This window comes from Streptomyces sp. CT34, assembly GCF_000805335.1.
Taxonomy (GTDB): domain Bacteria; phylum Actinomycetota; class Actinomycetes; order Streptomycetales; family Streptomycetaceae; genus Streptomyces.
The window spans coordinates 5,986,737-6,012,645 of record NZ_KN708638.1; the positions used below are offsets into that span (position 1 = coordinate 5,986,737).

24 protein-coding genes are annotated in these 25,909 nt (G+C 69.4%); 12 read left to right on the plus strand and 12 right to left on the minus strand.

What is annotated here, in order from left to right:
* Positions 1-726, plus strand: a 726-nt coding sequence (locus RZ84_RS26225; RefSeq protein WP_241777859.1) for a bifunctional riboflavin kinase/FMN adenylyltransferase, incomplete at its 5' end; no start/stop codon positions are given.
* A 115-nt stretch (positions 727-841) separates the two neighbouring features.
* Here the strand turns inward: RZ84_RS26225 and RZ84_RS26230 are convergent.
* The 3 genes from RZ84_RS26230 to eccE form a co-directional block, all read right to left on the minus strand.
* A complete protein-coding gene (locus RZ84_RS26230; protein WP_043266364.1) occupies positions 842-3,532 on the minus strand; it encodes an SCO5717 family growth-regulating ATPase in 2,691 nt (896 codons plus the stop codon).
* Between the two features lie 342 nt (positions 3,533-3,874).
* On the minus strand, positions 3,875-4,720 hold the full coding sequence (locus RZ84_RS26235) for a hypothetical protein (RefSeq protein WP_043266365.1): 846 nt from the start codon (positions 4,718-4,720) through the stop codon (positions 3,875-3,877).
* Positions 4,720-5,946 (minus strand): type VII secretion protein EccE, encoded by a 1,227-nt coding sequence (gene eccE / locus RZ84_RS26240; protein ID WP_043266366.1) that lies wholly within the window; start codon positions 5,944-5,946, stop codon positions 4,720-4,722. The genes RZ84_RS26235 and eccE overlap by 1 nt, the downstream gene beginning before the upstream one ends.
* A 345-nt stretch (positions 5,947-6,291) precedes the next feature.
* Between eccE and RZ84_RS26245 the strand changes: the two genes are divergently transcribed.
* The 7 genes from RZ84_RS26245 to RZ84_RS26275 all read left to right on the plus strand — a co-directional run bounded on the left by RZ84_RS26245 (position 6,292) and on the right by RZ84_RS26275 (position 13,861).
* A complete protein-coding gene (locus tag RZ84_RS26245; protein WP_043266367.1) occupies positions 6,292-7,956 on the plus strand; it encodes a type VII secretion protein EccB in 1,665 nt (554 codons plus the stop codon).
* A gap of 324 nt (positions 7,957-8,280) precedes the next feature.
* The gene (locus RZ84_RS26250; RefSeq protein ID WP_043266368.1) at positions 8,281-8,610 is read left to right on the plus strand and encodes a WXG100 family type VII secretion target; all 330 of its coding nucleotides are present in this window, start codon (positions 8,281-8,283) and stop codon (positions 8,608-8,610) included.
* Between the two features lie 126 nt (positions 8,611-8,736).
* Positions 8,737-9,030, plus strand: coding sequence for a WXG100 family type VII secretion target (locus tag RZ84_RS26255; protein ID WP_043266369.1), 294 nt, complete (start codon positions 8,737-8,739; stop codon positions 9,028-9,030).
* 236 nt (positions 9,031-9,266) lie between these two features.
* The gene (locus RZ84_RS26260; RefSeq protein ID WP_043266370.1) at positions 9,267-10,547 is read left to right on the plus strand and encodes a S8 family serine peptidase; all 1,281 of its coding nucleotides are present in this window, start codon (positions 9,267-9,269) and stop codon (positions 10,545-10,547) included.
* Positions 10,540-10,848 carry a hypothetical protein gene (locus tag RZ84_RS26265; RefSeq protein ID WP_043266371.1) on the plus strand — a complete coding sequence of 103 codons (309 nt, stop codon included), beginning with the start codon at positions 10,540-10,542 and terminating at the stop codon, positions 10,846-10,848. Before RZ84_RS26260 ends, RZ84_RS26265 begins: the two co-directional genes overlap by 8 nt.
* 51 nt (positions 10,849-10,899) lie before the next feature.
* Complete coding sequence (locus RZ84_RS39160; protein WP_157878896.1) at positions 10,900-12,414, plus strand: WXG100 family type VII secretion target; 1,515 nt, start codon at positions 10,900-10,902, stop codon at positions 12,412-12,414.
* Positions 12,415-12,502: 88 nt separating this feature from the next.
* Complete coding sequence (locus RZ84_RS26275) at positions 12,503-13,861, plus strand: S8 family serine peptidase (RefSeq protein ID WP_043266372.1); 1,359 nt, start codon at positions 12,503-12,505, stop codon at positions 13,859-13,861.
* A 142-nt stretch (positions 13,862-14,003) separates the two neighbouring features.
* Here RZ84_RS26275 and RZ84_RS26280 read toward each other — a convergent pair whose 3' ends face one another.
* A complete protein-coding gene (locus RZ84_RS26280; protein ID WP_043266373.1) occupies positions 14,004-14,216 on the minus strand; it encodes a DUF397 domain-containing protein in 213 nt (70 codons plus the stop codon).
* Positions 14,213-15,061, minus strand: coding sequence for a helix-turn-helix domain-containing protein (locus tag RZ84_RS26285; protein ID WP_241777860.1), 849 nt, complete (start codon positions 15,059-15,061; stop codon positions 14,213-14,215). The genes RZ84_RS26280 and RZ84_RS26285 overlap by 4 nt, the downstream gene beginning before the upstream one ends.
* Positions 15,062-15,193: 132 nt before the next feature.
* Here RZ84_RS26285 and RZ84_RS26290 point away from each other — a divergent pair, with 132 nt between their 5' ends.
* A complete protein-coding gene (locus RZ84_RS26290) occupies positions 15,194-15,796 on the plus strand; it encodes an ATP-binding protein (RefSeq protein ID WP_241777861.1) in 603 nt (200 codons plus the stop codon).
* A gap of 540 nt (positions 15,797-16,336) precedes the next feature.
* Here RZ84_RS26290 and RZ84_RS39165 read toward each other — a convergent pair.
* Entirely contained in the window at positions 16,337-16,543 is a 207-nt protein-coding gene (locus RZ84_RS39165; protein WP_157878897.1) for a hypothetical protein, read from the minus strand.
* A gap of 286 nt (positions 16,544-16,829) precedes the next feature.
* Here RZ84_RS39165 and RZ84_RS26295 point away from each other — a divergent pair, with 286 nt between their 5' ends.
* Positions 16,830-17,048 carry a hypothetical protein gene (locus RZ84_RS26295; RefSeq protein WP_043266374.1) on the plus strand — a complete coding sequence of 73 codons (219 nt, stop codon included), beginning with the start codon at positions 16,830-16,832 and terminating at the stop codon, positions 17,046-17,048.
* An 8-nt stretch (positions 17,049-17,056) separates the two neighbouring features.
* On the plus strand, positions 17,057-17,761 hold the full coding sequence (locus RZ84_RS39170; RefSeq protein ID WP_157878898.1) for a hypothetical protein: 705 nt from the start codon (positions 17,057-17,059) through the stop codon (positions 17,759-17,761).
* A 90-nt stretch (positions 17,762-17,851) separates the two neighbouring features.
* On the opposite strand, the gene RZ84_RS26300 is transcribed toward RZ84_RS39170, so the two are convergent.
* Together RZ84_RS26300 and RZ84_RS26305 are read right to left on the minus strand one after the other, a co-directional pair.
* Complete coding sequence (locus RZ84_RS26300) at positions 17,852-18,871, minus strand: WXG100-like domain-containing protein (protein ID WP_043266375.1); 1,020 nt, start codon at positions 18,869-18,871, stop codon at positions 17,852-17,854.
* Positions 18,872-18,961: 90 nt separating this feature from the next.
* Positions 18,962-19,309, minus strand: coding sequence for a WXG100 family type VII secretion target (locus tag RZ84_RS26305; RefSeq protein ID WP_241777862.1), 348 nt, complete (start codon positions 19,307-19,309; stop codon positions 18,962-18,964).
* Between the two features lie 189 nt (positions 19,310-19,498).
* On the opposite strand from RZ84_RS26305, the gene RZ84_RS41725 reads away from it, so the two are divergent.
* Positions 19,499-19,933, plus strand: a complete 435-nt coding sequence (locus RZ84_RS41725; protein ID WP_052230163.1) for a hypothetical protein — start codon at positions 19,499-19,501, stop codon at positions 19,931-19,933.
* A gap of 153 nt (positions 19,934-20,086) precedes the next feature.
* Here the strand turns inward: RZ84_RS41725 and RZ84_RS35200 are convergent, their stop codons facing one another.
* From RZ84_RS35200 to RZ84_RS26330, 4 genes are all read right to left on the minus strand, one after another.
* Positions 20,087-21,928, minus strand: coding sequence for a WXG100-like domain-containing protein (locus tag RZ84_RS35200; protein WP_157878899.1), 1,842 nt, complete (start codon positions 21,926-21,928; stop codon positions 20,087-20,089).
* Positions 21,925-22,239, minus strand: a complete 315-nt coding sequence (locus RZ84_RS26320; RefSeq protein ID WP_078894206.1) for a WXG100 family type VII secretion target — start codon at positions 22,237-22,239, stop codon at positions 21,925-21,927. The genes RZ84_RS35200 and RZ84_RS26320 overlap by 4 nt, the downstream gene beginning before the upstream one ends.
* Positions 22,240-22,508: 269 nt before the next feature.
* On the minus strand, positions 22,509-23,564 hold the full coding sequence (locus tag RZ84_RS26325) for an SUKH-4 family immunity protein (RefSeq protein WP_043266378.1): 1,056 nt from the start codon (positions 23,562-23,564) through the stop codon (positions 22,509-22,511).
* Positions 23,561-25,747: a hypothetical protein gene (locus RZ84_RS26330; protein WP_043270881.1), complete on the minus strand. Its 2,187-nt coding sequence runs from the start codon at positions 25,745-25,747 to the stop codon at positions 23,561-23,563. Before RZ84_RS26330 ends, RZ84_RS26325 begins: the two co-directional genes overlap by 4 nt.
* Positions 25,748-25,909 lie beyond the last annotated feature (162 nt).

A 25,909-nucleotide genomic window follows, 5' to 3' on the forward strand; every position in this document is an offset into this window, starting at 1 on the left:
CGGGCGGAGCTGATGGCCGGGCTGGGCGTGGACGCGGTGCTGATCCTGCCGTTCACCAAGGAGTTCTCGAAGCTGTCGCCGGCCGACTTCGTGGTCAAGGTGCTGGTCGACAAGCTGCACGCGCAGGTCGTCGTGGAGGGCCCCAACTTCCGCTTCGGGCACCGGGCGCAGGGCACCGTCGACACGCTCGCCGAGCTCGGCCGGACCTACGACTACGCGGTCGAGGTCATCGACCTCTTCGAGCGCGGCACCGCGGGCGGCGGCGAGCCGTTCTCCTCCACCCTCGTCCGCCGGCTGGTCGCGGAGGGCGACGTGGCGGGCGCGGGGGGGGTGCTGGGCCGGCCGCACCGCGTCGAGGGCGTGGTCGTACGGGGCGCGCAGCGCGGACGCGAACTGGGCTTTCCCACGGCCAACGTGGAGACCCTGCCGCACACCGCCATCCCGGCCGACGGGGTGTACGCGGGGCTGCTGCACGTCGAGGGCGAGGCGATGCCGGCGGCCATCTCCGTCGGCACCAATCCGCAGTTCGACGGCAAGGTGCGCACGGTGGAGGCGTACGCCATCGACCGGGTGGGCCTGGATCTGTACGGGCTGCACGTCGCGGTGGAGTTCCTGGCGTACATCCGCGGGCAGGAGAAGTTCGCCACGCTGGACGCCCTGTTGGAGCGGATGGCGATCGACGTGAAGCAGGCCCGTGGGCTGATCGCCGACGCCGACGCGGGCTGACCCGGCGGCAGCGCACACCAGAACCCGCGCCACGGGACACAACGAAGGGGTGGGGCCCGGCAGTTGATCTGCCGGGCCCCACCCCTTCGCGCTGCCGCGCCGCGCTACGCCCCGCTCACTGCGGCGGGGGCTGCTGCTGCGTCCAGCCGCCCTGTTCCGGCAACGGCGCGTCCGGAGCGGGCTGTTGCTGCTGCCAGCCGGCCGGCGGTTGGGCGGCGGGCTGCTGGGTCCAGCCGCCCTGCTGCGGCGGGTAGCCGGCCGGCGGCTGGCCCTGCTGCGGCTGCTGCTGGGCCTGCTGGGCGTACTGCTGCTGCGCGTACTGCTGTTGCTGCTGGGCATACGGGTCGCCCATCTGCTGCTGGCCCATGTGCTGTTGCTGCGCGTACATGCCCTGCGCCTGCTGCTGGCGGGCGAAGTCCTCGGCCACCAGGGCGGAGAGGTTGAAGTACGCCTCGCGGGTCTTGGGCCGCATCATGTCGAGGTCGACCTCGGCGCCGGCGGCGAGGTGCTCGTCGAAGGGGACCACCACCACACCGCGGCAGCGGGTCTCGAAGTGCGACACGATGTCGTCGATCTTGATCATCTTGCCGGTCTCGCGGACACCCGAGATGACCGTGATGCCGCGCTGCACCAGGTCGGCGTAGCCGTGCGCGGACAGCCAGTCCAGGGTGGTGCTGGCGCTGCTGGCGCCGTCCACGGACGGGGTGGAGATGATGATCAACTGGTCGGCGAGGTCGAGGACTCCGCGCATCGCGCTGTACAGGAGGCCGGTGCCCGAGTCGGTGAGGATGATCGGGTACTGCTTGCCGAGGATGTCGATCGCCCGCCGGTAGTCCTCGTCGTTGAAGGTCGTCGAGACGGCCGGGTCGACGTCGTTGGCGAGGATCTCCAGGCCCGAGGGGGACTGCGAGGTGAACCGGCGGATGTCCATGTAGCTGTGCAGGTGCGGGATCGCCTGCACCAGGTCACGGATGGTCGCGCCGGTCTCGCGGCGCACCCGGCGGCCGAGCGTGCCGGCGTCCGGGTTGGCGTCGATCGCGAGGATCTTGTCCTGCCGCTCGGACGCGAGGGTGGAGCCCAGCGCGGTGGTGGTCGTCGTCTTGCCGACGCCGCCCTTGAGGCTGATGACCGCGATCCGGTAGCAGGACAGCACCGGCGTGCGGATCAGCTCCAGCTTCCGCTGCCGCTCCTCCTGCTCCTTCTTCGCGCCCAGCTTGAACTTGGACGGCTGGGCGTTGGCGCCCGGCTTGCGCTTCTTGGGCTGGTTGCGCAGCAGCCGGTCCGAGGTCAGCTCGACGGCCGCGCTGTAGCCGAGCGGCGCACCGGGGGTGGCCCGCTGGGGCTGCTGCTGGCCCGGCTGGGAGTACTGGGCGTAGTTCGCCGCGGCGTTGGGGTCGGCGGCCTGCTGGCCGGGCAGCGGCTGGTGCTGTGCCGGCTGTGCCTGCTGGCCCTGCTGCGGTGCCTGGGCCTGCTGCTGCGGCTGCTGGGCCTGCTGCGGATAACCGGGCTGCTGGCCCTGCTGCGGGTAGCCCTGGGGGCCGGGCTGCGGGTAGCCGTAAGCGGGCTGCTGCGCGGGCGCGTTGGGCTGCTGGCCCTGCGGCTGCGGCTGGCCCTGTGGCTGGCCCTGCTGCGGGTAGCCCTGGGGGCCGGGCTGCGGGTAGCCGTAAGCGGGCTGCTGCGCGGGCGCGTTGGGCTGCTGGCCCTGCGGCTGCGGCTGGCCCTGTGGCTGGGCCCCCTGGGGGTAGCCGTACGCGGGCTGCGGGTAGCCGTAGGCCGGCTGCTGCTGCGCGGGTGCGCCCTGCTGCTGTTGCGGGTAGCCGCCCTGCTGCGGCGGCTGCTGGGCCTGTTGCGGGTAGCCCTGCTGCGGCGCCTGCGGGTGCTGCGCCTGCTGCGGCTGGGCCGGCTGCTGCTGCGGGTACTGGCCCTGCGGCGGTTGCTGCCCGGCCTGGGCCTGTGCCTGGGCCATCCGCGGGTCGGCGGGCTGGAACTCCGGCGGCAGCGGCGGCAACCCGCCCTGCGCCGGGGCGCCCTGGGCGGGCACGCCCTGCTGCTGCCCGTCCGCACCGGCCCAGGGGGCGCCCTGCGGCGGCATGCCCTGCTGCGGCGCACCCTGCGGCGCCCCTTGCTGCGGGGCAACGCCCTGCTGGGGCACACCCTGCGCGGGGGCGCCCTGCTGGGGCTGGGGCACGCCCTGCGCGGGCGGTGCGGCGGCAGGTGCGGGCTGCTGCGGCTGGGCGGCGGCCTCGGGTCCGGGCGCCGCCACCGGCGCCTCGGCGGCCGTCGGGGCGTCCTGCGCGGGCGAGTTGGGCGCGGCGGCGTCCGGCTGCGGCGCCGCCGGAGCGGCGGCCTGCGGCTCGGGTGCCGCCGCCGGCTCCGGGTCATCGTCGTCGTCCCAGAGGGAGGCCGAGGGGTCGACGCCCTTGCCCGAGCGGACGTTGCCGCCGGACTGCTCGCCGTCGGCGGCCGGGCCCGGGGAGGCGTCGCCGGACGCCGCCGGAGCCGACTGCGCGTCAGGTGCGGCGGCCGGTGCGGTGCCGCCCGCGCCGTCCGCACCGGGCGGGGTCAGCGTCGGGAATCCGGGCGGCGCGGTCGGGGCGGGCGCGCCCTGCTGCGGAACTCCGGGGGCGGGGGCGCTCTGTGCGGGAGCCGCGGGGGTGGCCGCGGTGCCCGCGCCGCCACTGGTGTCGTTGCTGCCGTACCAGGCCGGAGCCGCGAAATCGATCTTGAACTCACCGGTCAGGTCGAACTCCGACTGGTCGTCCTCAGGATCGTTCCCGTCCGGACGGAAAGCCTCCTGGTCTTTCACTGTGCCTCCTGGTCTACTGCAACGCACCTGAACGGCAGGACCGGATACAGGCGGATCGAACGGATGTCACGGAAGTCGGAACACGCCACCCGGGGTTGCGCCACCACTGCTTGTCTCCATCCCCGTATCGACTGCCGTCGTGCACTGCCGACGTGATGTGCTCCTGCGGCTCTCCATACAGCCTAATCAAGAGTCGGCCCATAACGGCAGTCGATGTCATGTCGTCTTCAAGCCCGGTGGGCACACCTGCGGGCGCACCCTCGGGTGCGCCCGCAGATCGTGCCCGGGGGCCGGTCACGCGCCGCACGCGGCGCCGCGCGGTCAACCGGCCCGCCATGGTGGTCAGTCCATACGGCGCGGCCCGCCGAGCAGGTTGGTCTCCGCCTCCGTGGGCTGGGTCATGACGAACTGGTGGTCGCCGTCGCGGCGGCACCACAGCATGGCGTTGTCGCTCAGCGTCGGCAGCACCGCGCCGACCTGCTCGGGCAGCCGCATGATGCGCGTCACCACCTCCGCCTCCTCGGGCGAGAGCCGCTGCAGGCCGACCAGGTCGACCCGGCCGAGCATCTGCGGCGACCGCGGCCCGAGGAAGGGCAATACGGTCAGCACGGTCTGCCAGGGGCTCGGCGCGAGCTGGTTGCGCGGCGGCCGGGCGCCCATGTCCCGGATGACCAGAACGGGGCTGGAAACCGACGGTCCCTGCGGCCCGATCTGGCGTACCTCATGGACCGACACACACTGCTGGCCGCCACCGGCGGCCTGCGCCATCTGCCCCCAGGCCGGCGGCCGGGCGGTCTCCACCGCGACCCGGGCACCGGTCGCGACCGTGCGCAGCGCCAGCACCTGCGCCATCCACATGCTGCCGACCAGCGCGATCTCCATCGGCGCGGGCCGCAGCATGCTCAGCACGGCGGGCTGGTTCTGCGGGTCTATGCCGATGACGACGCCGTCGTCGCCGACCGGCAGGGTCAGCGAGGCCAGCGACTCGGCCGTCAGCACATGCGGGTTGCGGCGCGGGCCGCGCAGCCCGAAACCGGGCCGCGGCTTGGGGCCGGTCGCCTCCGACTGCTGCTCCTCCGGGCGCATCTGGTGCGAGAGCCGGCGCCCGCCGGAGACGCCCCCCGTCGGCGGGTTGCGCCAGCCGTCGCTGCTGACGTTGACACGGGGCTGATACGTGGGAGTGCCCATCAGCGGGTACCTCCGAGGGGAAGCGTGGCCAGCAGGCCGGGCAGCTGCTCGCGGTCGAGCCGTACGAGTCCGACCTTCGCGGAACCGGAACGGCGCTCCAACTCGTTCTGCGCGGCGGAGAGTTCGTTGTCGCTGCGGGTGGACAGACGGATGTAGCCGGTGATCGCCGGCATCCGGCCGCCGCCGTGCGTGGCGGTCAGCGAGAAGGTGCTGGCCATCGCCCGGGTGCTGGTCAGCAGCTGGGTGACGGCCGCCAACGGGGCGCCGCCCCGGCCCAGTTGGGGCCACCGACCGATCCAGTAGGTGGAGTGCCAGCGGTCGTCGCAGCGCATCGCGCGGGTGGTCTCCTGGGTGCGCCGGGCCGCCCGCCCGTCCCGCCCCATCGCGCCGTTGGCGGCCCGCGGGCTCACGCACACCGCGGTGCCGATCGCGGCCACCACCTCGCGCTCGTCGAGCACCCTGGCGCGCACGCCGTGCGCGGTGAGCCGGCTGACCAACTGGTCGGCGGCGCGCAGCAGCGACCGCTGGGCGCCCTCCATCCCGCCGCCGCGCGCCTCGATCGCCTCCGCGCACAGCTCCGGGTCCAGCTTCAGCGCGATCCAGGTCAGCTGCACCGCGGGCGTCTGGGACTGCGCCTGGAGCGGCGCGTAGGAGCGGGCCGCGACGGCCTGTTCGGGCAGGTGCGGCGCCGGCGCGGGCTGGGTGTACTGGACGAACTGCGTCGACTCCAGGTGGATGTCCTCGATGTCGAGCGCGGTGTGCAGCAGCTCCAGCGGCAGCATGTGGCTGCCGCGGTGCGGCCGGAGCGGTTCGTCGCGGGAGTCCACCTGGACGATGGCGGTGAGGAAGGTGCCGTCACCGACGAACCCGATGGCCCGCTGGTCGGACTCGGCCGTGTACTCGTACGTGCGCAGCGCGGGATCGCACTCCACGACCGGGGCGATGGCCGGGTCGACGCCCTGGGTGGCCGCGAGCGCGGCGCCGCTGTTCTTGCCGCGGCGCTTCATCGCGCGCACGGTGGTGATCCACTCCGGCAGCGGGATCTTCCGCCGCCGGCCGATCGCGAAGACGACCAGAAGGGCCGCCACCACGACGGCCGCGGTCAGCGCGGCCGGGTGGATCGACCAGCCCACCAGCACCAGCGCCGCGGCGAGTTCGATGATGGCCAGCTGCTGGACGCGGATGCCGCCGATGGTGCCGGCCTGCTGACGGAGCCGCGGCGACACCGGACCGACCGCGCCTCGGCCGCCATTTCCTCTGTTGCCCGGAGCTGTGCCGTTTTGGCCCGCATTTCCCGCGTATTGCGGTGCAGCGGAAGGCTGTTGCTGCTGTTGCCGCCCATTGCGGCGTCGAGCCCTGGTGGCGCTGGACATCCCCCGGCCTGCTCCTCTACTGGTGATGGTGCCTCTGGGCGTATCGGTCGCCGCAGAGACAGATGCGTCGGACTGGTGCGCTGGAAGGTGGCACCCGTACCGTACGGCTCGATCGATACACGGCATAGTAGAGGGCGCTACGGCGTGAGTGCCGGGGGCGGTCGATGTGGATCCAACAGGCGGGGAGAGAAAGCAACAATGGCATCACGTCGGGACGAGCTGAATGCGTATTCGTTCGCGCGAAAGCGCACGAATGCGGCATTTCTGAAGCCGCTGCCGAACGGCTCGATCGAAAGCGCGCCCAAGCCGCTGAAAGCGGTGGTGCCCAGCGTGGTGATGGGGGCCCTGGTGTGCATGGGGTTCGGGGCCTGGGGCATTTTCCAGCCGGTGGCGCCGCAGGGGTGGGACTCGGTGGGGACGAATGTCCTTGTCGGGGATAAATCGACCACCCGTTATGTCGTGCTGGAGAGCAAGGACGCCAACGGCAAAAAGGAGAAACTGCTCCACCCCATCCTGAATCTCGCGTCGGCCAGGCTCCTTCTCGACCCGCAGAAGTTTCAGGTCGTCAAGGTCAAGGAACAAGAGCTGGACTCCGGAAAGCTGACGCACGGCGCGGCGATCGGCATCCCGTACGCCCCGGACCGGCTGCCCGACCCGTCCCAGGTCGACAAGCCGAAGACCTGGGCGGTGTGCGACCGCCCCGGCAGCGGCGAGAACAACAAGAGCCAGCAGGCCGTCTTCGTGCTCGACGGCAAGGACAAGCAGAACATCGACGACACCCGCAAGGGCAAGCTCGACCTGCACCAGGCGCTCTACGTCGAGGACCCCGACGGCGTGAAGTGGCTGATCGACCACAACGGGTTCGCGTTCCAGATGATCGCGGACGGCAAGCAGGCGATGGCGGAGGCGAAGACCGGCGTCAAGCACGTCGACACCGAGGCCGACCGGGCGCTGCGCCGCACCATCTTCGGCTCCCAGGCCGAACCCCAGAAGGTGACCGCGGAGTTCATGAACACGCTGGTCAAGAGCCCGTTCGCGATCAGCATGCCCAGCGTCGACGGAGCGGGCACGACGACCACCGACAGCAACGTCCCGGCCGCGGCCAGGAAGGTCGGCTCGCTCCTCCAGGCCGGCGACGGCCAGAAGTACGTGGTCGTCAAGGACGGCGTCGAGCAGGTCACGAACTTCGTCGCCAACCTCCTGGCGCAGGGCACCAACGCGGCCCAGGTGAACGGCAGCGGCACCGCCCTCCAGCCGGTGAACGTGGCGATCGGCAGCGTCCACCCGAAGCTCGACGACACCAACCACCCGGTCACCTTCCTGGGCAAGGTCCCCCTCGTGGGCATCGACAACCCCTGGCCCACCGAGACCGTCAGCGCGGCCAACGACTTCGCGCACGGCTCCCAGACCGGCGGGCTGTCCAGCCCCACCCCGAACGGTGTCTCGTGCAGTGTCTACAAGGGCACCAACACCAAGTACCCGGGCGCCGACAAGCTGGGCTACGCCAACGGCGTGCCGGACATGACCACTTGGGTCGGCAAGGACTACCCGGCCAAGATCGCGGCCGGTGCCACCTCGTACGTCACCCCGGGCAGCGGCCTGCTCTACCAGCAGGTGGACACCGCCTCCCAGAGTTCCGGCAGCCTCTTCCTGGTCACCGACACCGGCCTGCGCTACTCGGTCCCGCGCAACAACGACTCCGCCAGCAAGGCCGGCAGCGACAAGCAGGAAACCGACCAGGCGCAGATCCACCTCGGCTACAAGGACGCGCACCCGCCGCTGCTGATGTCGGCCTGGTCCAAGCTCCTCTCCGCCGGCCCCTCCCTGGACGTGAACAGCGCCAAGCAGCCGCAGGCGTCCTGAGGCGTACGGACGGCTGGTGCGGAGTCCGCGGCCGGGCACCTGGATGCGATGCCCGGATCCGGCCGCGGCCCCGCCGCGCGTTCCGCGGTTTCCCGCCATCAATGGGTGACCGAAACCACCACATCTGCCCGTTTCTTGTGAACTGCGCTCCGAGAACGCGTAGTTGACATTGTTGTGATCCCGTCACAACCTCCTCCCCCCTGTTGGGAACAACCGTGTGGAGTGGGTAATGTGGCAGGGGGCGTCAGCAGGAGACGCCCACCGCGCACCCGCCTTGGCCGGCACTGCGCGGATGACGTACGAGTCTCATGGGGGACGTTGGGTATGGCTGGTCAGTTCACAATGACCGGGGAGGAGATGCATGCCTTCTCCGGCAAGATCGAATCGGTCAATCAGGCAATTCAGGGTGAGCTCCAGCGCCTGAACACGGTCGTTGACAACATCACCTCGGGCTGGAAGGGCCAGGCGGCCTCCTCGTACCACCAGCTCCAGTCGCAGGTGAACGAGGACGGCCAGAAGATCAACCAGCTGCTGGCCGAGATCAAGCAGGCCATCGACGAGACGAACAAGAACTACGTCGCGTCCGAAGAGGACCAGGCTCAGTCGATGTCGCACGTCACCGCCCAGGCCGGTGGGGGCTCCCCGTTCGGATGATGGGGCCGCGTCGCCGACCGCGGCGCAACGGCCCAGCCGCCGCAGTCCGTCGACCAGCCGAACCGGGCTGGTCGTCCGCTGCGGCAAGTGAACCACCAGACATCATCAACTCCCTGAGGAGACCCCATGTCAGGCCAGATCCTCGTTAATTTTGCGACGATCCAGCAGGCAAGCCAGGACGTGCGTCAGACGGCCGGTAACATCCGCCAGCAGCTCGACGACCTCGAGGCGGGCGTCAAGAAGGTCGCCGCGAGCTGGGAAGGTGCGGCGCAGGAGGGCTACCAGGCCCGCCAGCGCGAGTGGGACCAGCGCGCCGCCCACCTCCAGCAGACGCTGGAGGCCATCGCCAAGGCGCTCGACACGGCCGCTCAGAACTACCAGAGCACCGAGCACAAGAACGCCGGTATCTGGGGCGGCTGACCTCGCATCGCGCGAGTACGGATGGCAGACGGCTGAGCAGCCCAACGACGGCTCGCACAGTGGTGATTGAGGGCGAGCGCGCGGCATGTGCGCTCGCCCTTCTGCCGTCCGTATCGGCGCTCCGGCGCAGCCGCACCACATCTCCCCCGTCTCCACCACTTCCTCACCCAGCACCGTTCAAACCCCTCGCCCCGGCCCACCCGCCACATCCGCCACATATGGAGAGCAGACAACCCGTGGGATCTCGCGCCATTGGTCAACGAACCGGGCACCGCCGCCGAGCGACGGGCGCACTGGTCACTGCGGCGTGCATCGTCGGCCTGTCGAGTGCCGCCGCCGCACCGGCGGTAGCGGACCAGAACACCCCGCTGCAGAGCGGGGAGTGCAAGTTCGGCACCGACGACATCAAAGAGACCCCCTGGTCCCTCCAGCGCCTCCTGACCAACCAGATGTGGGCCGCCGGCAAGGGGCAGGGCATACGCGTCGGCGTCATCGACACCGGCATCGACGCGGGCAACAAGCAGCTCCAGGACGCCATCGAGGGCCCCGGCAAGACCTACGTCTCCGGCGGCAAGCCGACCCAGGACAAGGTCGGCCACGGCACCAAGGTCGCCGGCATCATCGCCGCCCGCCCGCAGTCCACCTCGGGCTTCTACGGCCTGGCGCCCGCGGCCAAGGTCATCCCGTACCAGCAGACCGGCGACGAGCAGGCCGGCACCGCCGACAGCCTCGCCAAGGCCATCAACGACGCGGTGGCCGACAAGGTCGACATCATCAACATCTCGCAGGGCACGGCCGCGAGTGAGAAGCTGCTCGACTCGCTCAAGAACGCCGTGAAGAACGCCGCGGCCCACAACATCCTGATCGTCGCCTCGGCCGGCAACAGCGGCGCCAGCGGCGCGGAGCAGAACATCTACCCCGCCGCGTTCAGCACGGAGGTCGACAACGTGCTGGCCGTCGCCGCCTCCGACCGCAACAACGAGCGCGCCCCCTTCTCCCAGGCCGGCTCCTTCGTCGGCATAGCCGCCCCCGGCGTCGACATGGTCTCCACGGTCCCCCTCGGCGGCAACTGCGTCGACCAGGGCACCAGCTTCGCCTCGCCGTACGCGGCGGGTGCCGCGGCCCTCCTGATGGCCAAGCACAAGAACGACAAGGAGCCCTGGGGGCCGGCGCAGATCATCTCGCACCTGGAGCAGACCGCCGACCGCGTCCGCAAGGCCCGCGACAACAACATCGGCTGGGGCGTCGTCAACCCGGTCGCCGCGCTCAACGACAACACCCGGCCCACCGGCCCGCCCACTCCGGACAAGTCCAACAACGCCGCCGGTGCCTCCAACATCTTGCCGGCCGCCGTTTCCCTCGGAGAGACCGACGAGGAACGACGCGCCCGCATCGCCATCTACATCGTCGGCGGCGGACTCCTGGCCGTCGCCGCGGTCGTGGGCTCCTCGGTCGCCCTCCGCGACTGGCGCCGCAAGACCGGACTCACATCACACGGGGAGGCCAAGAATGGCTAGCAAGGAATACGGCGTTGATCTGGACGCGCTCGATCAGGTCGTGAAGGAGCTGAACCAGGTCCTTAAGGACATGGGCGGTCCCAAAGACAAGGCCAAGAACCAGACTTACCTGCCGGATGGCGCGCTGGGGAAGGGCTTTGAGGAGCGGGATCGGATGCACAAGGCCCACAACGACATGAAGCAGTACATCGAGCAGAACATCGTCACCGCGATCGAGAACATGATCGACGACTTCGGCAAGAAGTCTCAGAAGACGAAGGACGCCTACGAGGACGCCGAGCACAACAACAAGATGAAGTGACGTTGAGAGCAAACCGGTTGACCTGTAGGCGAGGAAGAAGGGGGCCCACTGATGGGTGGAGACGCAGGCAGTGCTCCCACGGGTGGCAACACCTGGGAGACATTCACAACGAAGTTCAATTCGCACGACCTGAATGGCCTGAAGGGCATGCTGGACGGCGCCAACGTCCAGCAGGTTCGGGACGTTGCGCAGCACTGGCAGGACCTTCACGATCAGTTGGTCGGGCCGGGTGACGGTGGCGGCGGTATCCAGAAGCGGTTCGAGGACGCCGTAAACAAGGTGCTGGAGTCCTGGCATGGCGATTCAGCCGAGAAGTTCAGGGAAGCTGCTGCCAAGATCAGCACCAGCTTCCAGAACGGAGCGCCCTTCGCCTCCCATACCGCACAGGTCATGGGGCTGACCGCTCAGGACCTTCAGAAGGCCGTCGACAAGGTCAAGCCGATTGACGACGGCTGGAACTGGGACGACGACGTCTGGGGCGATATGCCCTGGTCGGATCAGATCGACGATAAAGACCTGAACAAGGTGCTCCAGGAGGGCGCGAGCACCCAGGGCGTGCTTGACGCGAACAAGGACAATTTGTCCGGCCACCAGAAGAAGCGCCTTGAGGCTGCTGTAGCCATGGAGAACCTTGGTACGGCGTACGTGGTGCGGTCGTCGGGCCTCAAGCCACCACCGCCTGGTGTCGGGATCGAGCACAAGCATCCCGACCAGCCGGATCCGTCGAACGGTAATGCTCTGGGCCCCGTGCCTATGCCCATGGGCCCTGGAGGTGCCGGGCCGGGAGGTGGCGGCGGGGGCAGCATGAAGATCCCCACGCGGGGCATGAAGTCCACCCCCACGCCCAAGATGCCCGAGACGCCCAAGATGCCCAACGAACCGGGCATTAACGGTGGTATGGGTTCCATGAAGCCCAAGGTTCCCGACGTACACACCGGTCTGGACGGCCTCCAGGGCGGCGGCGCCGGCGGTCCCGGGGTCAAGATTCCCGGTGCTGGTGGCGCGGGTGGCGGCCTCGGCGGTGGCGCTGGCGTTCACATGCCTGGTGGCGGCGGTGGCGGCGGCCTCAGTGGCGTGCCGGGTATCCCCGGTGGTGGTATGCCCGGCCGTGGCGCTGGAGGCGTGAAGACCGGACCTGGTGGCGCTGGGGGCGCGAAGACTGGAGTCGGCGGTGCGGGTGCCAAACCTGGCACGGGCCGCGCCGGTATGCCGGGCATGGGCGGTGCCCACGGCGCTGGTGCAGGGAAGGGAGCGGGTGCCAAGTCGGGTGGTGGCGCCGGTGGTGCGCAAGCTCGGCAGAAGGGCGGAATCATCGGGAAGTCCGGTGGTAAAGCCAGTGGCGGAGCGCAGGGTGGCTCGGGTCTGCACCGCAGCCGCGGGGGATCCGCAGCCGGTAAGAACTCCGGCGCCGGACGTCGCCCGGCAGGCATGATGGGCGGCGCCCACGGTGCCCACGGCGGCAAGGGTGAGGGCAAGGGGCAGGACGGCAGCCGTCCCGACTACCTGGTGGAGGACGAGGAGACCTGGACGCCGGAGCGTAATGTGGCTCCCCGGGTCATCGAGTAGGAACGGCCGGGCAAGCAATCGGCAGACACGCTTGGGGCCCGCAGCTCTCGGGCTGCGGGCCCCAACTCTGTGAGGAAGGTGTAATGGCATGAGCTTCACGCGGACGCTGCGTGCGGTGGGCGGCGCGGTAGTGGCGGGGGCGCTGCTCTTCGGCACCGCGCCGGTTGCTTCGGCAGACCAGATCAGAGATGAGCAGTGGGCGCTGAACGCATTCGGCGTTAGCGACATTTGGAAGATTTCAACGGGAAAGGGAGTCACCGTCGCGGTTATCGATGGGCCCGTGGATGGCAGCCATCCCGATCTCACCGGTTCGGTTCTACCGGGCAAGAGCTTCGTGACTGGCGGTCGCGCAGACCAGGGCTCTGGCGATGAGAGTGACCACGCTACCTCGATGGCGGCGCTGATTGCTGGCCACGGGCACGGCTCCGGCGGGAGCGATGGTGTGAAGGGGCTTGCACCCGACGCGAAGATCCTTCCAGTTGCAATCAATCTTCAGTCGGGTGACGGGGTCCCCAAGTTCGGCGCAACGACGAAGTACGCCGAAGCGCTGAAGTACGCCGTCGACCATGGCGCGCGTGTCGTGAATATGTCGTTTGTTACCAGCCAGCCGGATATTGCCCCGGATGAGCAGGATGCGATCAACTACGCTCGGAAGCACGATGTGCTCGTAGTAGCTGGGACGGGCAACGATGGTGTCGACACTCCTCGCAACCCTGGGTCGGCACCCGGAGTGCTTGCCGTCGGGGCTGTGGACAAATATCTCAACGTCTGGAAGCAATCCAACTTCGGGTCCCAGGTCAAGCTGACGGCACCAGGCGTCGACATCAGGTCCGCTGGCTCAGTCCAGACAAGTAAGGGTCTCTACCACGTGGCTGACGGCACCTCCGATGCCACGGCTTATGTCTCCGCGGCAGCCGCCCTCCTCCGGGCGAAGTTCCCGGACCTGACTGCTGGGCAGGTCGCCAATCGTCTGATCAAGACCGCAGGTCTGCCGGACAACTTGAAGAATGCCAAGCTCCCGGATCCGCACTACGGCTATGGCTTCATCAAGCCCTACAGTGCCCTGACCAAGGATGTTCCCGCCGGGGCCAAGGACGGCCCGTTCCCTGCGCTGAAGGGCGGTTCTTCCTCTGACGCCTCCAGCGCAGCCGGCAACAACGGCGTCGACCCGAAGGTCAACAGCAGCAAGGGTCTTAGCTCCGTCGCCATCATCGGAATCGTCGGTGGTGTACTGGTCGTTCTCGTCATCATCCTGGTCGTGGTGATGGTGGCCAAGAAGAAGAATGGGCGTAATGGCCCGCCGCCCGGTGGACCCGGTGGCTTCGGTGGTCCGGGTGGGCCTGGTGGCCCCGGCGGCTTTGTGCCGAACCAGGGCCCGTATCAGCAGCAGCCCGGCGCACCCGGTTCGTACCCGCAGGCGCCGCCCACGCAGCCGCCCGGCCGGTAAGGCTCTGAACTAGGCAAGAGCGAAAAAGACGTATTGGGGTCCGCGGCCTTTGGGCTGCGGACCCCAATACATTTGGGAGGGATGGGAGTTCGGGGCGCTCGGTACTTCGCGCCTCGGAGGGGCTGAGAGCCACCCGTACCCGTCAGGTCGACTGGCCTATGGCGAAGTCGACGAATGCGGCCCAGGCGACGGGCGAGGCTGTCAGCGCGGAACGCGTGATGTCTTTCGAGTCGCGGATGTGCATACCGGTGACGTCAGGCGCGACCTCGACGCATTCACCGCCTTCCTCGCTGCTGTAGCTGCTCTTCACCCACACCAGCTGGTACGGGTCCTGCTTCGCTGAATCAACGGTCATGTCTTCCCCAACACCTTCTCGACGTAGGCCAGTGACTCCTTGGGGGCAAGGGCCTGAGCACGAAGGGTCCCGTACTTGTGCTCAAGTGCCCGGACCCCGTCCCGGCCTGTGTGAAGGCGGCTCATGCTCTGAACCTCGACGTACGCGATCCTGCGCCCTTCCTTGGTCTCAAGCAAGGTGAATGGACCCGCCAGCCCCGCGTTCTCCACTTGCCCCAGTGGCATGACCTGGAGCTCGACAGCCTTCTTCTGGCCGACGAGAAGAATCTGCTCCAACTGGCCTTGCAGCACGTCACATCCGCCGATGGGGCGCAGCAGTACTGACTCGTCGATCACAAAGCTCAACAACGGCGTCGGCCGGCGTACGAAGATCTCCTGCCGTGCCAGACGTGCTGCCACGCGTTGCTCGATGACCTCCTCGTCCAGTGGCGGCTTCATCATCGCGAACACCGCCCGCGCATACTCCTCCGTCTGCATCAGCCCCGGCACCGCCTGCGTCGCGTAGACGTGCAGCCCAACCGCCGTTGCCTCCAACCGCGCCGCATCCCGAAAAAACGCCGGGTACTGGGCGCGCGCCACCTCCTCCTTCATTTCCTTGAGGACGCCGTGCGCACCCAGCACCTCGTCCGCCTTGTCGATGAACGCGGGTGGCGGGATGCGCCGCCCCTGTTCGAACGAGGCGATGGTTGCGGGGGAGTAGCCCGTCTTCGCGCCGAATTCGGGGCGTTCCATCCCCGCCCATTCCCGTAAACGCTTGAGCTGGCGGCCGAACACCACCAAGATCCCCGAACCGGGCTCGTACTCCGCCTGCTGACCGTCGTCGTCCAAGTCGGCCATGGTCGCCATGTCCGCCGCCCTCCGCGCCCTTCGGGTTCCTGCCGCCCGCTGCGTACCAGCACTTCCCCCGTACGTACAACGCACTGTGGTCAGCGCTTCACTCCTCGTCAAAGGTACGTCCGTGACGGGAGGGTGGGGGCCATGAACAGCACAGTCCGCTCTTCCGGGGCATTTTCCGGAATCGGCGAAACCCCTGCCGGAATCGGCGAGTTCGCCATGCGTTACACCTCCACACCGCGCGGAGCCCGGCTGGCCCGCCGGCTGACGTCGCACCGGCTCGATGAGTGGGGGTATTCCTACGATGGCGGGATCAATGAGTCCGTCACCGCGATCGCCGGGGAACTCGCCGCCAATGCCGTGCGGCACGGTCACGTACCGGGGAGGGATTTCGCGCTGCGCCTGACGGTTTCGGTGCCGGCGGGCGAGTCCGGTACTCGTCGCTTCCGGGTCGAGGTGTCCGATATGCGGAGCGAGAGGCTGCCGACGGCCGTATCGCGAGGGGACGGCGGGGCGGGCGCGGAGGAACCCGGGGAGCTCGACGAGAGCGGTCGCGGGCTGCTGATCGTGGGATGCCTGGCCGCCCGTTGGGGCGTCGTACCGCGGCCGGGTGGTCCGGGGAAGACCGTGTGGGCGGAGTATCTCGCAGTGACGGGTGCGACGGGTGCGGCGGGCGCCGAGGGCACCGGGAAGCGCGAGGGAAGCGAGGGGCCGGTAATGGGGGATTGGCGTAAGTCAGAAGCATAAGCGCGATTTGGCAGGAGCGCACCACCCCGGCAATGGAAGTCCGTCCCCGATTGCCGCCACTTACCCACCCGTAACTCGGCAGCGATGTCTGCGGTCTTCTCACCGGTCTTCTCACCCGTGCGAACCGCACCAGCCTCCAGCCTCCAACCGCACCCGCTCACGGGCTAGTTGCCCCTTCGGTGTCAATCCACCACCCTGCGCCCACCGTATGCAGACGGCATACCGCAGCGATCACGAACCGTCACTACCCACGGCCATCACGAGTTCAATGTCAGTAACAACCATGCGGTGGTCGGCCTATTGCCTGCCAGGCTTGGCACGGCCGGCAACAGCGAGGCCAAACATTCCCATTGAGCCTTGGTCGGTTCATGCCGCCGCACCATGACAGGCATCCTGCCCGATGGATCAGATGACCCACTGCATCGAGAATGATCCACAAGGAACGGCCGCAGCGCACACGCGTGCTACCCTCGCCGGCCATTGTCTTCACGGACGCCATAAACGGGAGGGGGGAACACGCCAGTGTCCGGTTCGGGGCAATTAACGGTCGATGTTGAGGAGTTGGGCTCGCTCGCGACGCGCCTGGAACAATGCACGGAGGCGATGAAACACGCGAGCGGCGATCTGCGAAGCGCCACGGCCAGTGATCTCGGCCACGGTGACATCGACAAGGCCGGGGCGGAGTTCAAGAGCTCCTGGGAATACGGAATCGACCAGATAACCCGGCTGACCGGCGCCGTCAAACAAGACTTGCAGACTATGGCACGGGCGTACAACGAGACGGACAGCGCTGTGCAGCAGGCGTTCGCGAAGGGAACCCACCAGGGCGGCAGTGAGGCGGGGGCGCGGGCACCAGTCCGTTCGGATGACCGACCGGACATCGCGTATGACCTGGGTTTCAGTCGATGGCAAGGGGGACAACAGAAGTGTCACTCGGTGAGCAGTTGTGGGGATACGGGGGTGGCGACCCGTACGAGGACAACGGCGGCTTTCCGGCGAGGATCTGCGGATCTTCCGCGATGGCGGCATCGGGATGACCGACGCCGAGGCGGAAGCCGCCAACAAGCGCCACACCGCTGCGCTCAACGAACTCAGTTCGGCACGCGACGAGTTGGCGGGCATCGTCTCCGCTGCCAAGGGCATCCGCAGCCGGCACGAGGAAGCAGCGGGAACGGTCGCCGCAGTGCTGAAGGCCGCAGGGGAACAAGCGCCCAAGGAGCCAGGCTTCGCGGCGCACAGGGCAGCCGACTAGGAGGAGCGTTGCAAAACTTCGGCATTCTCGCGTCTTTGGCTTTTCTGTTGGCATTTGCCGTTGTCTTCCCTCTCTACCTGATTCATCAACACGTCGGGTCGCCGGCCACGCGTCAGCGTCGTAAAGCCGAGATACTGCAGTCCTTCGACGGACGCCCAGAAGTCGTCGTACGTGCTACCGGGACCGGTATGTCCAGCGAGGAGACGATCTGGCTGGCCAGGCAACACGGCTATGAGTTCTGGCAGTGGGAAACCTACAACCGAACTGGACTCCACATGAGGATGCGGAGAATCCAGTTGCCATCCGCTCCTCCGGGAAGCGGCTACGAATACTATCCAGCCGCTACTGGATACACGTCATCGCAGCCTGATCTATATCCCGCATTTAATGGTCATGAGCTCTCTGTGCGTCCCATGACAAGTGCTGAGCTTCAGGCCGTTCGACGGCAGATCAGCAAGGTGCGCAATCCCTGGAGCTGGAGTCGGCTGGCAACGATTCTGTCAGTTGCCGCAGCTGGGGTGGGCCTGGCAGCCGTCATCGACCTGATTTCTGGTCATTCTTTCGTCGCGCCGGCCTGTATTGCTGGTGCGTTGTTGTCCGGTGCAGTCTCGTCTTTCGCAGCCGGCCTTGTGGTTGCACGCCGCAAGGCTGGCGAAGTCAAGCATGCTACAGATGCAACCACCCCGCCGTCACCAGGAATTGAAACGCGGTGAACGCGGAATTCGAGCTTTCGTCCGGATTCAGAATCCTGGTGATCCAGCAGACACCGGCTCTCCGAATCCCGGGTGAATTCACCTCTCCGCTCAGCCGAAGACGTCCTCGACGCTGCCCTTCGCCGCGTCCTTGACCTTGCCCTTGACGGCGTCCGTGGCGCCCTGGTGGTTGGTCGCGGCGTTGCCCGTGTGTTTGTCGACGTGTTTCTGGGTCTCGTCCAGGCCGCGCGTGGTGAGGTCGTCCGTGGCGTGGGTGACGTAGGTCCTGGGCTTGGTGAGGTCTTCGGCGCCCTGCTTGATGCCGTCGACGTATTCGTCGGCCTTCTTCTTGCCGATGTCGGCGGTTTCGCTGAGGTTGATGCCGTTGCGTTCGCCGAAGTGGGCCTCGATGCCCTGCTGTGCGACGTTCTGCGCCATCTCCTTGCCGGCGTGCTTGGCCTTTTCCTTGGCGGCGTCGACGACCTTTTCCCTGACGGTTTCCTTGACCGTGTCCTTGACCGTCTTCTTGGCGTAGTCCGTGACGACCTTGCGGGCTTCCTTGGAAACCACCTTCTTCGCCATCTTCTTGACGGCGTCCATGGTGGCGTGCTCCATGGCCTTGGTCGCCGCCTGCATGACCTCGCGCTTGATCTTCTCCAGGATCTCGCGAACGATCAGGCGGGTCGCCTGGGTGGCGCCGGCCGCGGCGAGTTCGGACGTACCGAAGGTGAAGGGCGCGGTGGCCTGGGCCGCGATGATTTCGGCGGCCAGCATGACGAGTTGGACGATGACCGCGATCTTTCCGGCGAGTACCGCGATGGCCGCCGCGTCGAAGGCGACCGCGATGACCTCTGCCGCCGCGGCGGCGTCGCGGAAGTAATGGTCCCCGCTGCCGCCGCTGCCGTCGTACGCGCCCCATTCCTTCTGGAAGCCCGCGATCGCTTCGCCGGAGTTGGCGGAGGCGACCGCATTGGCCGCCGAAGTGCCCTGGCCGTTCGCCTGGTTCACCGATCCGGCGAAGTCACGCCAGGCTCGGGCGCACTCGTGGAGTTTGTCCTCGTCGGCGTCCGGCCAGTTGTACCCGAGGAGGTTCAGGACCCAGGTGACTTCGCCGGGGAGCGTTAATGACACGGTGATCGTCCCTCGTGTGATGGCGGCCGGTCGGCGGTGGAGATGGTGAGGGGTGGGGGAGCGCGGGAGGGCGGCGCCGCGGGGCGGGTGTCAGGTGGTCGGGCGGTCCACCGCGCTGATGTAGTGGAGGCCCTGCTCGTCGGAGGCGCTGTAGTCACGCGCCATGTTCTGGAGCTTGTCGCCGATGCCCTGGAGGTGTTCGCCGAGGGAGTCCATCGACGTGAACATCCCGTCCCGGATGGGCGTGTAGATCGTGTCGAAGATCTCGCCGAAGTCGCACTTCTTCCAGGGGTCGCCGATGTTCCTGAGGTCGTCCTGGAGCTTCTTCGACGCGTTGGAGAAATCGCTGCCGAGCTGGACGAAGGCGGTGCCCTGCGTCCGCAGGACATCGGGATCCACGTCAAATGCCTGGCCGGTCACCATCGCCCCCGTTTTCATGGCGCTTTCCGCACCTTGACGCCATCTTTACGGTTTCAGGCTAGAGGCTCGGCGTGCGGGGGTGTCAAGGAGAGCGGTGTCGCCGGTTGACGGCTTGTGGAGATGGGGTAACACCCCCGAAATTGGGCGGAATTGGGCGGGTCCGGGTTCCGGGTCGGGCTCGTGCGGCGTCCCGTAGCATTTCCGCTCATGGACGCAGGCGACAACGGTCAGGTCAAGGGCGAGGGTGAGGACAAGGATCAGGGGGACGAGCGGCCTGATCGATCCGATCGGCCCCTTCCCGAGCCCGATGCCGAACCGGAGCCGGGCGTCGAAAGCGGTGGTGAGGGCGCGGATGACGCGTTCGAGGACGGGGAACGCGAGCGCGCTGGGCTGACGCCGCGTCAGGCGCGACGAGTGCGTGTCGTACTGGCCTCGGTGATGATGGCGCTGATGGCGGCGCTGCTCGTGGTGCGGCTGGCGTCCCGTACGTCGGTGCTGGTGGTCGGGGTGTACGGGGCCGCGCTCATACTCTGCGGGGTCGTCATCGAGCTGAGCCGGCACGGGCGTACCCGGCTCGGTACCTGGCTGCTGGGCGTGGGGCTGACGGCTGCGGTCGCCGCCGACTGGCTGCTGCTGCCCTGAGGGCCCGGCGCAACCGGCCCAGGGTGCAGGGGAGTTCGCGGGTGAGCGAAGGGGGCACCGTGGATGTCACGGTGCCCCCTCGGCCTCAGCTGCGGTTCTCGACCGAACGGCCCCTGGTTGACCGGCACTTGGCCGAGCGACCGTTGACGGCCCTTACCCGAAGGGCGTGTCGATCTTGGAGCGGTCGACGCGGTAGGGCTCCGGGTCGTGGGCGAGGCCCGTGTCGTGCAGGAGCTCTTCCTTGACGGCTTCCTTGTTGGTGTCGCTGGTGAGCCCCTCCTTCGCCGCGTTCCAGGCCGACTTGCCCGCCGCCTTGCCGAAGCCCTTCACGCTGCCGTCTTCGCTCAGCTGCACGTTGTTGTCGTCATCGATACCGAGGCCGGACTTGACCCCCGACTGGATCCCGTCCTTGACCTTGCCCGTGACGTATTCGTCGGCCTTCTTGACGCCCTTCGCCACCAGGCCCTTGCCCTGCTCGAACTCGCGGACACCCTCGACGGCCTTCTCGACCTTCTTGATGCCGCCGAGGGCGTTCTTGGCAGTCTTGAGGTTCTTGACTGCCTTGACGGCTTGGCCCAGTTCCTTGAGGGCCTTCAGCAGCTCCTCAAGCTTCGTGGCCAGCTCTTCGGACACCTTGGCGACACGGGCCACGAAGGTCGCGATCTCCGCCGCGTCGATCAGCGCATCCGCGATCAGACCGATGCCCGCCGTCAGGACGGCGATCACGGCCTCGGCGGCGAGGGACGCGATCAGCGCCTCGATCGCCTCGCTGATGATCTCGATGACCATGCCCTCGGCCTGCGCGCATTCCTGCGCGGCCGAGTTGATGATCTTCGCGGTCTGGTGCATTTCCTCGGCGGTGCCGTCGAGGGCCTCGACGATGGTGCCCATGTGGCCGCCGAAGGCGTTCGACGCGGGCCCCTCCCACTGCCGGGACAGGGTGGAGCCGTTCGTCCGCAGCTCCTCGGCCACCAGCTGGACGGCCTTGGCTTGGGCCTGCCACGAGTCGGCAGCGGCGTTCAGCGCGGCGAGGTCGCCGGTGACCTTCTCCAGCATCTTCAGCATGCCGGACTTCTCCAGGGCGAACTCGACGGCCTCGTCGAGCATGCCGCCCAGCCCACCCCGGGAGGGATGGGTCGCCTCGGGGAGCGGAGCCATGGGCGCCGGGTTGGGGGCCTTGACCCACCCGTAGGCGTCGCCGGCCGACGCGAGGCCGGTCGTCGGCGAACCCGGGTACGGGCCCGCGCCGTTGGAGCCGAGACCGCCGCCCGGCGGGGCCGGGTACGGCATGGTCGAGGTGTCGGCCGGGCCGCCGGGCACGGGAGAGGGCGCGGGCTGGCCGTAGCCCTGACCGCTGCCTTCGCTGCCTGCGGCACCCGGAGCTCCGATGCCCTGGCCGCCGTAGCCTCCCCCGCCGGGTGCGGGCGCGGGTGCGGGCGCGCCGCCGCCCTGGCCACCCGGTGCCTGGCCACCCGGTGCCTGGCCGCCTTCGCCGCCGCCCTGGCCGCCGCCTTCGCCGCCGGCCCCCTTGTCGTCCTTGTTGCCGCCGAAGAGCTTGTCCGTGGCCCAGTCGGTGCCCTTGTCCACGAACTTCTGGCCCGCCCCGTGGAGGGTGTCCTTCCATCCGCCGGCCGCTCCGCCACCGCCGTCGCCGCCGGGGTCGGGCTGGGGGGTCGGCGTGGGGTCGGGGTGTGGTGTGGGGGTGGGGTGCGGAGTCGGGTTCGGGTCGGGGTGCGGCGTGGGGTTCGGGTGCGGGGTCGGGTTCGGGTCGGGGTGCGGAGTCGGGTTCGGAGTCGGGTTGGGGTGCGGAGCCGGTCCCGGGTCGGGCTGCGGGTTCGGGTGCGGGGTCGGATTGGGGTGCGGGGTCGGGTTCGGCTGAGGCTGCGGGTTCGGGTGCGGCGTAGGCGCCGGCTGCGGATGCGGCGTCGACGGGTGCGGAGTTGAGGTGTGCGGGGTCGACGTGTGGGGCGTCGAGTGGGAACGGCTCGGGCTCACCGGGCACCCCCGAAGGACGCACTGACCGCCTGGTCGTGCTCGGCGTAGTTCTGTGTCGTGTGCGTGAGTCCTTCTGACGTACCCGTCAGCGCGTTGAGCAGGTCGGTGAGGTTCTGCCGACTCGCGTCGGCGTGCTCGTTGTACTGCTCGGCCAGGTTCTGCGCGTTCGGGAGGTGGCCGAAGGCGCTGGACGAGAGGCGGATGGCAGATACCGCGGACTGGATCTGTCCGAGCTGTTCCACCTGGTCGCGGACCGTTGACGAATAGCTTCCGATTGCTTCGGGATCAACCCGAAACCCGGAGTCCCCCATGTCAGGTACCCTTCATAAGCGAACGTGAGCCTCACATCGTACTGACGCTTCGTCGCGTCAAGACCACCAGGGTGCGATGCCCGCCACACGCACTGTGTGCGGCGCACCAGGCGGCGTCGATGAGCCACGGCCCGTGAGGCGTGAGCCGTAACACCCGGAAGATTCCTGCCAGTTGGCGGGAAGGATCCTGCCGGTCGGGCCGCCCGCTCGGGGCGGCCCGTGGCAGATCGGATCAGCTGGATCGGATCTGCCGGACCAGATCACGCGGATCAGAACAACCCGTGCCACATCTGTTCCACGATCAGGGACCACCAGTTGCCGGAATCGTCCAGCGCCCAGGCGTCGATCGCCGTCAGCTGCTCCTGGAAGGCCGCGACCGCGGCGCCCGCCGCGTACGGGTCAGCGCCCTGCATCTGGCGGCGGGTGGTGGCCAGGAGGGCGAGGGAGCGCGCATAGGCCGCGACGGAGCGGTTGACGAAGCGGGCGCCGCCGGAGGACGGCTGGACGGCCCAGAGGGTGCCCTGCTGGCTCGGGTCGTCCTCGGGGGCGGTGCACTGCACGGCGATGGCGTACAGGCCGTCGGTGCCGATGCGGACGTAGCCGGCGAGGAGGTCCAGGACCTGCGCCGGGGCGTCGGTGCCGGTCGCCCGGAGATGGCCGGCGACATCCGTGAACAGGCCGCCGGCGGGCGGGTTTTGGGGCTGGTCGGCGGTGAAGAAGTACGGGACCTGGAGGGGTAGGCCGGCCGTAGCCAGGGTCGTCCTGGTGTCGTCGGGCAGCGCGGTGCCGGCGAGGGCGTCGGCGTCCGCGCGCAGCACGCCCTCCGGGCCGAAGACCTCGACGAGATGGCCGCCCAGCTCCTCCGCGCTCATCGGCGGCGCGGGCGCGACGGATTGCGGTACGGGGACGCGGTGCGGCTGCGGCGGCGCCTGCTTGCCCGCCATCCGGTACATCGTCGCGACGTTCCGGAGCAGTTCGGCGATGCCCTCGGCGCGCTCCTCGGGGCGCATGCCGTAGCCGGCGGTGCAGGAGAAGGCGGCGTTGGGGAAGGCCCGCAGGACGAAGTCGCCCGTGTAGCCGCCGGGGAGCAGCGCCGGCCGGAGGTCGGTGTGCACCGCGCGGACGTCCGCGCCGTTCACGCCCAACCGCTGGAGTTCCGCGAGGAGTTGGTACTCGGCGGGCGGCCGGCCGGGCGCCGAGACGCGGGCGAGGCTGGTGTCCTGGCCGGTGGCCGGGTCGCGGTAGGTCGCCACGGCCGTGTTGCCGGGGCCGGTGACCGGCGGCTGCTCGCCCTCGGGGGTGGCTGCCTGGGCCTGGGTGTTCACGAGTGGTCTCCTTCGAGGCCCTGGGGGCGGTCCTGGGAAGCGGCGTCGACGGCGGGGGCGGTGCCGGTGGCCTGGGCGGGGAGGGTGGGCGTGACCTCGGGGCCGGCCTCCGGGGCGGGTGCCGGGAGGGGGGCCTCCGCCCGCTCCGGGGTGGGCGCCGGGGCCGGGGCAGCTGCCGGTGCGAGGATCTGGCGGGCCGTCACGCCGCGTTCGGTGGCGACGAGCAGCACGCCCTCCGGGGACAGATCGGCGTCGCGGAACGGGGAGTCGGAGAGCAGCGCGGTCACCACATCACCGCTCTCCCGGGCCCAGACCCGCAGGTAGTCGGCGCCGCGGCTGATGCCGTACGGGGTCGCCGCCCGTTCGTCCTCCGAGGGGCGCCGCACCTGCACGGGGTCGGCGTCGAGGTATCCGGGGCGCAGCAGATCGTGGAGGAGGAGGGCGGTGGTGTCCGAGTCGGGGAGCGGGCGGGCCCCGGGGGTCCCGGCGGGGACCACCAGCGCGGCGACGGGCCGGGCGGTGCCGTCTCCCTGTCCTCCGTCTCCCTCGCCCTCGCCCTCGCCTCCCTGCGGCGGGAGAGTGGCGGCCGTCAGCGAGACCACCCCCGCCAGCGGCAGGCTCCACAGCGTGCGCCACGGCAGGGCGAAGCCGAGGCCGTGCAGGGCGTCCGCGTACGGCTGGAGGCCGTCCTCGACGAACGCGCTCTCCAGCAGCGCCGCCCGCATCTCGACCGGGGCCTCGGAGCGGGTGAGCAGGGGAGCGGTGCGCAGATACGTGTGAGCCGGGGCGCCCAGCTGGTCGGGCGGTACCGCCTCGACGGCGGCCCGCAGCGCGACCGGGTCGGCGTGGGCGAACAGGCCCGGGTCGGTGAGGAGTTGGGGGAGCAGTCCGGCGTCCAGAGTGTGCGCCGCGAGGTAGTCACGGACGTAGGGATCGGCCAGCGACCAGTTCTGCCGCGGTACCGCCTCCAGGAGCGCCATGGCGATCCTGGTCTGGGCGTCCCGGGCGTCCGCGAGGCCGGACCGGATCTCCGCGGCGAGGGCGGGGTGCGCCAGGCGCAGCAGGGTACGGCCGCCGGAGTCGCCCGCGGAGCCGTCTCCCGAGCCGTCCGCGGCAGCCCCTTCGCCCGGCCCCAACGGCTCCGCCCGCTCCACCGGTTCGATGAACGGTGCCGCGAGCAGCATTCCTTCGGCGATGGCCGGGCCCATGTCGTGCCCGGCGACGGCGCTCGCCAGCGGGCGCCACAGCTCGACCGGCAGCCCGTCGCCCTCGGCGAACGCCAGTGGCGCCAGCATCTGCCGCAGCGTCCGCGGTTCGGCGCCGAGGCGGCGGGCGTGCAGATCCAGCACCTCGCCGACGGTGGCGGGGTGTTGGGATGCGTCCGCCGGGTCGACGTCCCCGGGCGCGGGCAGCGCGAACAGCGAGCGGACGGCCAGGTGGACGGTCAGCCGGCTGCCGTCCGCGCGCCGGGCCAGCGCCCCGGCGAGCGCCCGGCGGGCGGCCGGGTCGGTGGTGTACGGGAGGTCGGGCGCCCCGGTCTCCGGGGTGAGCGCGGTCTCGGCGTGCAGTACCAGGCCCTCGGGGTCGGCCCACTCGGGCTCGTCGAGGTCGATGATCTGCACCTGGCCGCCCGGCGCGGCACCGGCCAGCCCGGCGGCGAGCTCGCGGGGGACGTCGGCGAGCAGGTGGACCGTGGGGGTCGCGGCGAGCGGCGTGAGGACGTCGCGTATCAGCCGCGCCGGCTCGTTCGCGGGCCGCACCGGACCGGCCAGATCCACATCCGGCACCACGATTGTCACCGGCTCTTCACGAGCGGCGAGTTCGGTGAAGATGTCCTCGGTGCGGGCCGCCGCCAGGCCGAGATGGTCGGCGAGCAGCCAGAGCACCTGCGCGGCGGTACGACCCCTGGGGTCCGGGACGGCGGGTGCCGGGAGGTCCGGCGGGACCGTCGCCGGGTCCAGCTCGTCCAGCGGGAGCCGCTTGCGGTACTCCGGGTCGCACAGCATCAGGAATCCGGCCACCAGGCGCGAACGCCCGCTCCCCGGGCTGCCGGTGACCACGACGACGCGCGGTGCGCCGGGCCACCGCATGCGCCACGCCGCGAGGGCGCGGAGCGCGGCGGTGCGACCGCCGATGTACGGATGCGGCGCGTACTTGGCCGCCGGGCTGGCTGCTTGTGCCACGTCGGTTGCTTCCGCCGGGCCGGTCGCTTGTGCCGCGCCGGCCGGTCGTCCTGCGTCGGCCGCGTCGGCTGAGGCGCTCATGACGCTCTCGTCCCCCATCAATCCCGCCCTCCACCTGGTGGATCCGTGCGTGTACCGGCTAGATCCTATGTTCCGGGCCGA